Source organism: Wenyingzhuangia gracilariae (assembly GCF_056387575.1).
This window is the reverse complement of the sequence record NZ_CM150748.1, coordinates 808315-821867: the sequence shown is the minus strand read 5'-3', so window position 1 is coordinate 821867 and position 13553 is coordinate 808315. Positions and strand designations below refer to the sequence as shown.

9 protein-coding genes are annotated in these 13553 nt (G+C 29.9%); 8 read left to right on the top strand and 1 reads right to left on the bottom strand.

Annotated features, from left to right (window positions below; all coding sequences use genetic code 11):
- Positions 1–10 precede the first annotated feature (10 nt).
- Both ACY2IJ_RS03505 and ACY2IJ_RS03500 read left to right on the top strand, forming a co-directional pair.
- Positions 11–1534, top strand: a complete 1524-nt coding sequence (locus ACY2IJ_RS03505; RefSeq protein ID WP_476725777.1) for an alpha-L-fucosidase — start codon at positions 11–13, stop codon at positions 1532–1534.
- A 119-nt stretch (positions 1535–1653) separates the two neighbouring features.
- Entirely contained in the window at positions 1654–2073 is a 420-nt protein-coding gene (locus ACY2IJ_RS03500; RefSeq protein ID WP_476725776.1) for a putative signal transducing protein, read from the top strand.
- A gap of 37 nt (positions 2074–2110) precedes the next feature.
- On the opposite strand, the gene ndk is transcribed toward ACY2IJ_RS03500, so the two are convergent.
- A complete protein-coding gene (gene ndk / locus ACY2IJ_RS03495; RefSeq protein ID WP_476725775.1) occupies positions 2111–2530 on the bottom strand; it encodes a nucleoside-diphosphate kinase in 420 nt (139 codons plus the stop codon).
- Positions 2531–2684: 154 nt separating this feature from the next.
- Between ndk and pelF the strand changes: the two genes are divergently transcribed.
- The 6 genes from pelF (at position 2685) to ACY2IJ_RS03465 (ending at position 13522) form a co-directional block, all read left to right on the top strand.
- Positions 2685–4154, top strand: a complete 1470-nt coding sequence (gene pelF, locus ACY2IJ_RS03490; protein WP_476725774.1) for a GT4 family glycosyltransferase PelF — start codon at positions 2685–2687, stop codon at positions 4152–4154.
- 2 nt (positions 4155–4156) lie between these two features.
- Entirely contained in the window at positions 4157–5743 is a 1587-nt protein-coding gene (locus ACY2IJ_RS03485; protein WP_476725773.1) for a hypothetical protein, read from the top strand.
- A 28-nt stretch (positions 5744–5771) separates the two neighbouring features.
- A complete protein-coding gene (locus ACY2IJ_RS03480; RefSeq protein WP_476725772.1) occupies positions 5772–6524 on the top strand; it encodes an endo alpha-1,4 polygalactosaminidase in 753 nt (250 codons plus the stop codon).
- A gap of 69 nt (positions 6525–6593) precedes the next feature.
- Complete coding sequence (locus tag ACY2IJ_RS03475) at positions 6594–8489, top strand: hypothetical protein (protein ID WP_476725771.1); 1896 nt, start codon at positions 6594–6596, stop codon at positions 8487–8489.
- Complete coding sequence (locus ACY2IJ_RS03470; RefSeq protein WP_476725770.1) at positions 8482–12606, top strand: DUF2194 domain-containing protein; 4125 nt, start codon at positions 8482–8484, stop codon at positions 12604–12606. Before ACY2IJ_RS03475 ends, ACY2IJ_RS03470 begins: the two co-directional genes overlap by 8 nt.
- Before the next feature lie 70 nt (positions 12607–12676).
- On the top strand, positions 12677–13522 hold the full coding sequence (locus ACY2IJ_RS03465) for an endo alpha-1,4 polygalactosaminidase (RefSeq protein ID WP_476725769.1): 846 nt from the start codon (positions 12677–12679) through the stop codon (positions 13520–13522).
- The last annotated feature ends 31 nt before the right edge of the window (positions 13523–13553 follow it).

Below are 13553 nucleotides of genomic sequence, written 5' to 3'. Positions count from 1 at the left end.
AATATAAATGATGAGTTTTAAGAAATTATACATAGTTCCTGTCTTATTATTAGGGCTTGCTGCTTGTAAGTCGGTAGATGGAAACAAGGAGACTAAAGTTGTTAAGTATGAACCAACTTACGAGTCTTTGCAACAACATGGAGCTGCCCCTGAGTGGTTTGCTGATGCTAAATTGGGAATGTATTTCCACTGGGGACCTTATAGTGTTCCAGCTTTTGGTAGTGCTTGGTATCCACATAACATGTACAAGGATAACAACAGTGTACGCAGGCATCACGAAAAAACATATGGAAGTATTTACGAGTTTGGTTATGAAGATTTTATTCCTATGTTTAAAGCTTCTCAATTCGATCCAAATGATTGGGCAGAATTGTTCAAACAAACAGGAGCAAAGTTTGCTGGTCCTGTAGCTCAGCATCATGATGGTTTTGCCATGTGGGACAGTGATGTAAATCCTTGGAATGCAGCAGATATGGGACCTAAACGTGATATTTTGGGTGATATGTTTAAAGCTTTAGAGAAAAAAGGGTTGAAAACCATTGCTACTTTTCATCACGCACGTAACGGACAACGAAATAGAGACAAACCCGAAGCTTGGAAAACAGCTTATGACAGTCACTATGTATATCATCCAGATTTACCAACGGCTACTACAGACCCTAAACTGCGTAAGTTGTTTGGTAATTTTGAAACTATTGAAGAGTTTAATCAATATTGGTTAGATCAAGTAAATGAGGTAGTAGATAAATACAGTCCTGATATTTTATGGTATGATTCCTGGTTGAATTTAATTCCGGAAGAGAAACGAAATGAAATGGCTGCGCATCATTTTAACAATGGAATAAAAAAACACAAAGAGGTGATGTTGGCTCATAAGCAAGAAGATTTGCCATTGGATTATAGTGTATTAGACTATGAACAAGGAGGGCGTAAAGATTCTTGGCCTACACCTTGGATGACTGATATGACTTTAGGGAAAAGCAGATGGATGTATGTAGAAGGGCATCCGTACAAAACTGCAGATTTAGTAGTGCGTAACATGATTGATATCTGGAGTAAAAATGGAGTGGTATTATTAAATGTATCACCTACAGCAGATGGAGTTATCAATCAAGAGCAGAGAGATGTACTAAAAGAAATTGGAGACTGGATGAAAGTATATGGAGAAGCTGTTTATGGAACCAGACCTCATAATGTTTTTGGTTTTGGAAATGCTTCTACTGGCGAGGGACACAATGCAGGACAATCTTCATCAGTAAATTATACGGCAAATGATGTTCGTTTTACCGTAGCTAAAGACAAAAAAAGTATGTATATTTTCTTTTTAGGGGTGCCTAAAGTTGGAAAGCGTATTCAAATGCGTTCTATTGGAGGGTATCATAGAAACATTCCTCCAGGAAAAATTAAAAGAATATTGCATATGGGAACTGGAGCGGTAACAAAGTTTGAGCATACATCGGATTCGTTTTACCTTACCATTCCAAACACAAAAATGAATTTATTAGCCAACGTGTTTAAATTAGAGTTAGAATAAGTTATTTTATCATAGGATTGGTTTCCTATATTTTTGGAAACTTAAGCCCTTTTCTTTTGCTTGTGAGAAAAGGGTTTTTGTTTTAAAATAAATTATGTACTTTTTAAAATTAAAAAGCTATGGATTCAAATTTTAGTACGCTTAGAGTTTTTGATAATTCTCCAGAATTACATGTTTATAAAACCTACTTAGAAAACCAGGGGATTGATTGTTTTGTGTATGATGAAGAAATGGTTACTATAGATCCATTTTTGACCAATGCGCTTGGTGGAATAAAATTAAAGGTAAGGCAAAAAGACTTGGTAGAAGCAGAACGTATACTTGCCGAAATTGAAAATAAACCGATTACAGATATTGATAATAAGATTTTAGTTTGTCCTAATTGTAGTTCAGCTGATATAATATCAGGATTTAGGTCTATGAAAGGTACTAAAGGACTACTTTCTTTATTGATTTCTATTGTGTTTTTTGTTTATCCACTTTATTACAGATATGTTTATAAATGTAAAAACTGCAATCATGAGTTTATGCTAAAGTAGATAAACAATACATACTTATTTTAAAAGTTAAAAACGCTTAGTAGGAAATAATTTCATCATCTGTAAAGTGAAAATTACATTCAATTATAGCATTTTCATCACTGTCTGAACCGTGAATAGCGTTTTGAGTAACAGAGCTAGCAAATAAATTTCTAATAGTTCCTTCTGCAGGATCAACAGTTGCACCAATTAAAGCTCTAAAATCATCTACAGCATTTTTCTTTTCTAAAATAGCCGCTATAATAGGACCACTAATCATAAACTCAATAAGTTCATCATAAAATTTTTTGTCTTTGTGTATGCTATAAAAATCGGCAGCTTGTTTAGAGGTTAGTTTGGTTAGTTTTAATGCAATTATTTTAAAGCCAGAATTGGTTATTTTCTGAATAATGGCACCTGTGTTTCCCTGAGCAATTGCATCAGGTTTAATCATTGTAAGTGTTCTGTTGTTGGCCATGTTGATTGTCTTTGTTGTGTAAAGCTAATATACTTTTTTAGAAAACAAAATACGAATTGTAAAAAGAGGAATTTTATATGTATATAGTAGATGTTAAGGAAATTCTAATTGCTATATTTGTCCACTAATTCTAAGCACATAATAAAAATATAGAATGCGTAAGTCTGTAATGCTTATAGGAGAAGGTAATTATCCGTTTGTAGGGGGAGGAGTTTCTACATGGTGCCATTCAATTTGTTCAGAAATTACAGAAATAGATTTTAGAATTTTGTCTTTTACGGCAGATGTTTCTTTGCCTATATATGAATTGCCTAAAAATGTAGTGTCGGTAAAGCAAGTACCTTTGTGGACTGCAGAAGAACCTATAGAGTTGTTAAGGTATAATGAAAAATATTTTGATAGAGTTTTAAAGAAAGAAAGAACCAAGTCAAGTATTATTAGAACGAGATTTATTCCTTTATTTGATCAGTTTATTAAAGCAATTTTTTCTAAAGAAGACGATGTAGATTATCTTTTAGAATTGTTGGTGCAGTTGTATGAATATTTTACAAAATATGATTACAAAGATAGTATGCATAGTATTGAGGTTTGGGATCATTACAAAGGAGTGGTTGGAAATGTGTCTGAAGATGATACGTATATTCACAAAGTTAAAATATCAGACATTGTAACTTCTCTAAGATGGATTTATCGTTTTTTACTGCCTATTACCATAGATTTAGACAAAACCGATATCAATCATGTTACCATATCAGGGTTTCCTTTTTTACCAGTAATTATAGCCAAACATAAACATAATACTCCTATTGTATTAACAGAGCACGGAGTTTTTATGAGAGAAAGGTTAATCAATTTAAGTACATCATCAATGTCTTATTTTTTAAAATCTTTTTTGGTTAATTTTTCAGAATTGATAACTCGTATGGCATATAAAACTGCCGATGTAGTAGTGTCTGTAAACTCATACAATTTAAAATGGTCACAAATGTATGGTGCCGATCCTAAAAAATGTAGAGTTATTTACAATGGGGTAGATGAACAAAAGTTTGTACCTAAACCTAAGCAAGAAAAACATAAAAACACCAAAATTGTAGTAGCAGCTGCTAGAATTTTTGAGTTAAAAGATATTTTAACCATGATTAAGTCTTGTGCAGAGGTAAAGAAAGAAATTCCAAATTTAAAATATATAGTATACGGAAATAAAGATGCCGTGCCAGAGTATACTATTGAGTGTGAAAACTTAATTAAGGAATTAAATTTAGAAGACAACTTTATTTTGGCAGGATTAAATACAGATCCACCTTCTATATACGTACAAGGAGATATTTCTATTTTAACCTCTATATCAGAAGGGTTTCCTTATACCATTATAGAATCTATGAGTTGTGGAGTTCCGGTAGTAGCTACAGACGTAGGAGGGGTAAAAGAAGCAATTGATGATGGAGAAAATGGTTTTATATGCAAACCAAGAGATTATGAAGCAATAGCCAAAAAGGTGATTTTGTTGTTGAAAAATGATGATTTACGAAAAGAAATGGCTGTGAAAGGTAGAGAAAAAGTAATCAATAATTTTACAATTAACGTTGTTAAAAAAGAATATTCAGAACTGTATAAATCTTTATAATATTGAATCCAATACCAGAAAATATTTCCAATTTAATTCTAGAGATTAAAAACTCCATAGGGATGCCCGTTAGTGGTAGAGCAGTTATAGCTGTGTTAGAATCTATGGGAATTAGAGAAATAGATGTTATTGAGGATTATAAATTTGAATCACTATTAGCCTTGTCTACTTTTATTTATGAACACTTGTTAAAGGAAGAATATTCTGATGAAGAAATGAATCCTGTAAATACAGATGTTCAAATAAAATCATACAAAGGAATTCATAAGTTAACAGAAGCAATTCGGTTTTATATAAAAGGAATATTTAGTGTAGTCCCTGTTTTTATACAAATTTTTTGTGTTGTTGTTTTTGGTTATGCTCTATGGGTAAATGTTGGGTTTAATGATTTGCAAAGTACAGCAGTTGTATTAGGTGTTATAGGTGCTTTAGTCCTAACAGGAGGGTTTATACAAATGATTGGTAGGGTTGGATCTTATTATTGGGGTTCTTTGCAAAAAGTAAAAGCATATATTGCTATGAATCGTTTGTTTTCTAAAGCAATAAGGTTTATGTTATATGTATTGTTTTTTGTAAATATTCTTAACTTTTTTTTACATCTATATCCGTACATAGTTATGCTAGTTTTTAGTGTGTATACACTACTAATAGGAATATTATTACTCTGCTTAGCTCTTATGTATCCTATAGAGAAAAGATGGACTATAACAATATCTATTACCATAGCAACCTTAATTGCTTTGTATTTAAGGTTTTATACAAATTTACATGTGTATTTTACACACTGGATAGGAATTTCAATTGTTATTATAATATCTCTTATTGTTTATAAATTAGTTTTTAAAGATGTTCAAAAACAGAAGAAAAATGAACTTAAAAGATTTATAAGAGATGGAGTAATTATTTACAATAACAATTTGTATTTTTTATATGGTACATTTTTATACATATTGGTTTTTATGGACCGTATATTGGCTTGGTCTGCCGACAGAGGAATTGTAATTCCATACATTGTATATTATGAAAAGGATTACGAAATAGGAATGGATTTGTCTATTATTATTTTCTTTTTAGTAGCAGGAGTTTTGGAATATAGTATGTTTGTTTTTTCTAGACAACTAACAGTTGTGTTGCAAAAATTAGATTTTTATAGCATTCCAGTGTTTAAAAGAACTTTTGTCTATTTGTATTTTAGAAACGTGCTGGTGTTTTTAGCAACCTCTTTAATTGCATTTGTGTTTATATATAGTTTTATGCATTACGATTGGGGCTATAAAAAAGCCTTTGGTGAAGGTTTTCCAGAGATAAGTTACAATGTATTAATTTATGGTAGTATAGGCTATTTTTGTTTGTCGTGGGCCATGTTAAATGTCTTGTATATGTTCCGTTTAAATCAGCCAAAAAATGCAGTTAAAATTATAGCATTATCCATACTTGTAGATTTTATAGTAGGAGCTTTTTGTAGTAGGTTAATAGGTTACGAATACAGTGTGATTGGAATGCTTGCAGGAACGTTGTTTTTTTTAATAGGAAGCCTTTATTATAATTACAAAATATTTTCAAGAATAGATTATTATGCGGTATTGTAATAAATTATATATAATAATAGGAATGTTTATGATGTTTATGTCTGTTTTTGGAAATAATAAACCTAATTTTTTTATATCCTATGCTCATGTTCCAACTTTTAAAATAGAAGGATATGATACTGTTTTTTTAGAATCATCATTTTACAATGCAGATGATGTAAAGTCACTAAAAAAGAAGAATAAAAAAGTATATGCCTACATAAGTTTAACAGAAGTGAACAAACACAATGTAAAGTTATACAAAGAATTAAAGCCATATATTTTATCAAAAAACAACTATTGGGATAGCTATTATATTAACATTCATAATTCAAAAGCCAAAGAAATTATACTTCAGGAAATAGAACATATCTTTGAAAAAGGTTTTGATGGTTTGTTGTTAGATAATTTAGACAATACATCGGTGCACGGACCTTACAGAGCTTTACAACCAGATTTAGTTACACTAATTTTTAGTATAAAAGAAAAATTTGCCAAAAAAGAACTTATTCAGAATGGAGGTTTGTTTTTATTAGATAAAACACACAAAGCTGTAAAAGGTCTTTTAATAGAATCTATATACACTAATTATGATTTTAATACAGCATCGTATCAATTAAGAGAAAAACAAGAAGCCGTATTAAAAAAACAAAATTTAGTTAGTTATGTAAAACAGTATTGCTTAAAAGGTTTTGTTATTGAATATGCAATGGACCCAAAAATAAAAACAACCATATATAAACAATATAAAAACAAACATATATCTGTAGTAGTTACAGATATTAATTTATCTAACAAGTAATATATGCTATATATTGGCCCTTTAAGAATATTATTAGTGATCCTCTTTTTTTTATTTATTGGAAAAAAGGTGTTTAGATATCCTTTGCCTTTAGATAAAATTAACTTTTTTGTAAAAAAATGGTTAAAGTATGGAACTACAATGTTTGTAAGTATTTTTATACTACAACAATTAGGCTTTTATGACTTGTTTGCTGTATTGTTAATGATAATTGCCATTATAATAGCCCACATATTTGGAATAAAGTTTAGAGATTTGTTTGCTATTGGAGCAAGGTCTAATGTAGTGCTTTTGTATTGGGTTAATATTTTAGAAAAAAAATATTTAGGAACCTACGAAGAAGATGAAAAGAAAAAAGAAAAAATTGTAAGAGGAGAATACATGTTTCTAATTAACATTGTAATTGTTAGTTGTGTGTTGTTTTTCTTTTTAGATACCGATTTGTTTACATCTACCTTTATATGGAACGATGATTTAAGTAAAATTAAACTATTTAACAATCAAGAATGGTTTCTTAATAATTTAAGTGAAATTGGCGATTATTCTTTTATATCTGTATACGCAAAATTAACAGGACTCAGTTTAGAGTTGGCATTAAAAACTTTTGGAGTTGTAGAAATTACAATTCTATCGGTTGTTATTAGTTGGTTTGCCTTTAGGTTAACTAACAGATCACATATTTTAGCTACATTATCTATGTTGTCTGTAGTGGTAGTTTTTATATATGCACCCATACATACGGGTTATATTGTGGCTCATAATTCCATCTACTTAAGTTTAAGTTTTGCATTGCCATTAATGGCTCATGCAATAGAGCAGAAAAAAATTGTAGTTTATCATAAGTTTTTTTGGGCTAGAATGCCGTTAATGTTTACAACATTGTTTTTTATAAACTTACATATTTATGTAATTGTATTGCCAATGTTTTTTGTTTCCTTGTTACTTTTTAAATCAAGTAAAAAACAAACGCTAAGGTTTGTTATTTCCTATAGTATTGCTTTGCTAATAGGGTTAATCTATATCTTTTTTGTATCAGATTTTGATTATTTTATTACCTACTTAAAAACCAATTTAATTTCGGTAAATACCTATACGTATCCAGAAACCTTAAAATACAAATGGGAAGAATACATAAACGTGTATTTATACATAGGTTTACTGTTTAATGTTCTTTTAATTTTAATCTATAAAAAACGTAAAATAAAAAGAAGAGTTGTAGTGTTTCAGTTCTTTATGTTGTTGTTGCTATTATTGTTTAAGACAACTACTTTTTTAATAGATAAAGATTTATTAACCATTGTAGTTAGAATGTTTATGCCAGTAACCATTTTATCGGCATTGTATGTGTGCTATAGTAATATTTTAGGATTTACATTCTTAAAAAAATTAAGAACTAGTATTCCTGTAAGCATTATATGTATACTTCTTTTTTTAGGAGGAGCTTATCAACTTCAAAAACATAGAATAAATACCATTGTAAGGCCAAATAATTATGCGAACACAGTTTTAGAAGCTTACAATAAAATATTAATGAACAATTTACCTTATTCATATATGTTGGTAAATGATAATGAACATTTTAGATTGAGTAGTGAAAATCATTTTTTAATGAATTACTATGAATTTATTAACAATTACTCACAACAAGATTCTATATACCACAAATACATTCATAAAAAAGATGTATTAAGAAAACACCCTGAATATGTTTTGCCAAACAGTATTTATGTATTTAAGTATAATGATTATGGGATACAGAAATCAGATACACGTGTTAGTAATTTAAAAACACCCGTAGATAGCAGTTTGGAAAATAGAGCTATAGATAGTATTATTAATATAATAAAACGTAGAGGGAGAAAGGTAAATGTGTTTTTTAGAGAGAACAACATATCTGTTTATGAAATAGAAAATATTCCAAACTCTAGTAATGTAATCGATTTAATGTTTCAATACAATGATTAAGTATATACATATCTTCATCATCTTTTTTATGATTAGTTCTTGTAACAAAGAAAAAATAAATAGAAAAGAATACGTTGCTCCAGAATCAGCGTATCAGGTTTTGTGTGTTACCAACTCAAACGATAGTATGTCTTTAGTTATAGAGGAAAATATGAAACAATTGTGTGATTATACAAAATATCCATTTAATAGTATTGAGGTAACAGAGTTGGATTATATAAACGAAATCAATAAAAAAACATCATTATTAGTACTTACAGATTCCGATACATTACATAAAATCACTATAAAAAAAATTGTAGAATATGTTAAAAATGGAGGAACACTATTTGTTCCTAATGCAACCAAAGATCAAAGATTGTCTTACTTACTAGGAATTAAAGTAGATGCCGATTATAGTAGAGACTATACTTCTAGCGGTTTTGCATTCAATCAAGTTTTAATACCAGGACACACAACCAACATAACGCACAAACAAAATTATGTGCATGGAGGATTAAAAGCCAACAACTTTAATAGCGATGTAAACGTATATGCAACAGCAGTAAACAATCCAAATTATCCGGTAATTATAGAAAACTATGTAGGAAAAGGAAAAACCATATTATACAATAGTTTGTATGAATATGAAAAAAACGATAGAGCTTTATTGCTAATGCCTTTATTAAAAGCAATGGAAGGAGTTCCGTATCCTATAGCCAATGTAAGTACCATTTTTTTAGATGATTTTCCATCGCCAGTATACAATAGTAAAACAGAACCCATTAAATCGGAATTTAATTTAACCAATGCAGAATTTGTAAGGCAAATTTGGTGGCCCGATATGGCTAAAATTGCCGATTCGTTAGATTTAAAATACACAGCACTATCTATTTACGATTATAGTTTAAACATAGAACCTCCATTTTCTTACAACGAATGGGAAGAAATTAACGATTCCCTGTTGGTAGGAAACAAAAGTATTGTGTCTACCATTTCTAAAAAAGTAATGAAAGATGGTCACGAATTAGGTTTGCACGGTTACAATCATGTATCATTATTAAAAGAAGATTGGAATTATAGATCTGATTATATGGCTATGGCTTTGCAAAGTGTAGCCAAAAAATGGAAGGTAGAAAGCTTTGGGAAATTGCCAATATCTTATGTTCCGCCAACCAATTATATAGATAGTGTTGGAATACAAGCTTTGGTCAAAGGAATGCCATCAACCAAATATATGTGTAGTTTGTATTTAGGGGAGGTAGAAGAAGGAGGAGGAAGAGAGTTTGGTATAGATCCATACCATCAAAAATTATACGATTATCCTAGAATATCTGATGGATATGAACCAGATGATAACATTAAATTTTCGTACTATTCTTTATATCTGTATACAGGTATTTGGACACATTTTATACATCCAGATGATGTGTATCAAATTCCCAATGAAAGTAATTTAGACAGTAGAGGAGAATTTGAGTATAGAAATAAAAATAATTTAGGTTGGAGAACCACACCATCAAGACCCGATAAAAAAGGAATGTTGCCCATTTTTATAGACGATGTAGTAGTACCTTTAAAACAAACATATCCGCTGCAACGTTACAAAACAGTTAAAAATGCAGTTCCTATTGTACAGAAATGGAGAAAAATTCGTCCAGAATTTAATGTCAATCCAAAAGAAATTACACTGGTTAGTAACCCACAAACAAAAAATACCTACTGGAGAGTTTTTGTAAGCAATGGTTTTACCAAACAATATGAAAACACATTACATAAAAACAATGTAACTTATAGCAAAACAAAATATTTAAACGGATTTTTATTTTCTATCCATTTGCAAGATACATCTATAGCGCTTTTAAATGTTCGTCTTTTAAACTCTCAAAAAACACAACTAAAAACAAGAGATATTGAGTATGAGTTGTTCGAGTTATTAAACGGAGATATTAAAGATCTTGTAAGTCAAAACAGATTAAGAGAAGCTACGGATTTATTAGAAAAATACATCAACCAAAGACCCACAATAAAAGATAGAGTTTTTAGAATTTATGCAAAATACATGTCTTGGCAAGATAGAAACAACGCAACGTGGAAGTTTTTATACGATTACTGTCACAAATACGAAACCAAAGAAAACTTTGATTATTCTAAAACCTTAAAAACCTATTTAGATTTACCAAGCAGTGATGTTTACAATTTATGGTTGTATAAATACATGTTGTTAGAACCTAACAATACAGAGCATTACAAAGAGTTTATAAAAAATAATTATGAACCAAAATTTTATGACGAGATTAAAAGAATGTATAAAATCATTCAAAAATTAGAACCTTCTAATCAAAACAGAGCAAATTATTTGTTTTTTCTTCTTAGCTATTACCCTAACGATTTTATAAAAGAATTAAAAATAGAAGAAGTTTGTAGCAACCCATTGTTGCAAGAGGAAGCAACCAGTTTTGCATGGTTTTTTTCAGAAAAAGAAATGTATCAAAAAGCCCTAGCATGTACACAGTGTACAAATGGTATTGATGAAGACACCAAATACAATTGGTACACTGCCGTTGGAGATACAGTGGCTGTAAAAGAGTTGTATTACGATAGATATTTTTCAGATTTGTTATACAACAATCCGGAGGAGGCTTTAAAAGAAATAGAAAATAAGGAAGCTTGTAAAGAACAAGTATACATAAATCATTCTCATGATATTTCTTGGTTGTATGCAAGCAAAGAAAACTATCAAAAAGCATTGGTTTGGAGTAAATGTACAGATAGCATAAAGCTAATAGATAAGTTTGATTGGATGTACCGATTGAATGACAAAGAAGCTATTAAAGCAGCTTACTTAGAGCGTTTACAACAACAAAATACAGTACAAAAACAATTGCTGTCAAACATTGTATTGCTTAGAAAAAATGCATATATAAACAACACGGTAAGTTCTTTAAATGAGTTAGAAAAAGCAGAAGAAGCATATTTAAACTCAGAGGAGGAATATGCAACCGAAAACACACAATTAGCAAACTATGTAGCAGATGTTTATTTAGAAGAAAATTTATTTAAAGAAGCATGGCACATCGTAAATCATATGCCAGAAGGTGATTTAAAACAAGAAAAACAAAAAATATTGAACGAACAAATTTTGGAGCAAAAAGCCAGTGTCCAAAGTTATTTGTTAGCAAACGAACAAGAGTTGTTTTATCCTAAAGTGTTAAACAATATAAAAGCTTCTATAATTCTTAGACAACACAATTATGCAGAGTGGGAAACTAGTATTTCTTTAGACAGAACAAGTATGAATGCGTTGGTAAACACATTGTCTGGTGTGGTTATAGACAAGCATGAACACAAACATAAAGTAACACTACAAAACTCTAATATTTATGTAGTTAAAGACCTAGGTAGATTAAAACGTTTTAATAAAGAAAACATTCACCACACTTTTTTAGGGTTAAAATATGATTACATTAATGATAAAGTAATTGATAATTGGAATTATCAGGTAGGAGCAGGACTAGATATTAGTAGCATAGGAAATAAAATGTTGTACAATTTTAGAGGAAGTGTTTCTTACAAAGGAGAAAAAGAATTTACCAACTTAGTTCTAACACATCAAGTTCCTTTAACTAGTGTGGCTTATACCTTAAATTTATATGACACTAAATTAACTTGGTATTCTGAGTATTTTTACAATAAAAAACACGAATTTAGATTTACAACAGAAGGAGATTTATATAGCGATGGAAATCAACAAATAGCAGCAGTGTTACGTTATTACAGGTTGTTTAAAGTAAACGAAAAAGGGACAATTTCTCCTTTTGGAGAAACAGCCTATAGTAAAAGTAATGTAAACCTACCAGGAGGATTGCCTTATTTTGCATTAAAAAATAGAGCATATTACGGAGGAGGATTAAGGTATCAATATCAGGCAGAGCAAAACGAACTGTTCAATAAATTTTCTGCCATGTTAGAACCTGCATATTTTGGTGATAGCTTTTTTGGTTCCTTTGGTAGAATAAATGGAGAATTAATGTATAGATTTAGAGATTATACTTTTTTATATTTTTCAGGAGAATATTTCTCACAAGACAATTTTTATTCAAACACATTCAATGTTGGTTTTAAACACGTATTTTAAAAGCTTATTACCGTTGCTAGTTATAGTAGGGTGTAGTACAACAAAAAAAACAATTGTTGCTTCTCAAAAAATGCAACAAATGGTTGTAGAAATAGCCAAGGTAGCAAAAGAGCAAAAAAAAGATTTTAGCATTATTCCACAAAACGGATTAGAGCTTTTGTATCAAAAAATAGACAACACCAATGGGTTAGATACTACCTATGTAAATGCTATTGATGGTGTAGGGGTAGAAGCATTGCATTATAAAAAAACAGAAGTAAAAGATTTGTATAGACAAAAGTTGCTAACCAAACTTCCTAAAGATAAAATTGTATTGTCATCTGAGTTTATCAAACGAGATAATTTGTACGAAATAGCACAAAACAAAAATAGAAACAAAGGATATATTCCTTTTATACGCACAAAAAACAACTTGTACTACAAAGAAATACCTCCTGTAAAAAACAGTTCCAAAGACATTCAAAACTTACAAGATGTTCAAAACTATTTATACCTAATAAATCCGGAAGCATACAATACCAAACAAGAGTATTTAAAAGCCTTGTCTAACACAAATTACGATTTGTTGTTAATAGATTTGTTTTACAACAACGTTCCTTTGACTAAAAACGAAGTAGCCTATTTAAAGGTAAAAAAGGACGGAAACCAACGAAAAGTAATTGCATACATGAACGTTGGAGCAGTAGAGAATTTTAGATATTACTGGAAAGAATCTTGGAACAAAAAACGTCCATCATGGTTTGTAAAACAATATCAAGGTTATGAAGATGAGTATTGGGTAGCGTTTTGGAATCAAGAATGGCAAGAAATTATTTACAAGTCAAAAAATTCATATTTATCAAAAATTATAGAGCGTAATTTTGATGGAGTTTACTTAGACAATGTAGAAGCATACTATACGCTGTATCATAACTAATCCCTTTTTAGAGCTAAAAATACAAAGGAAT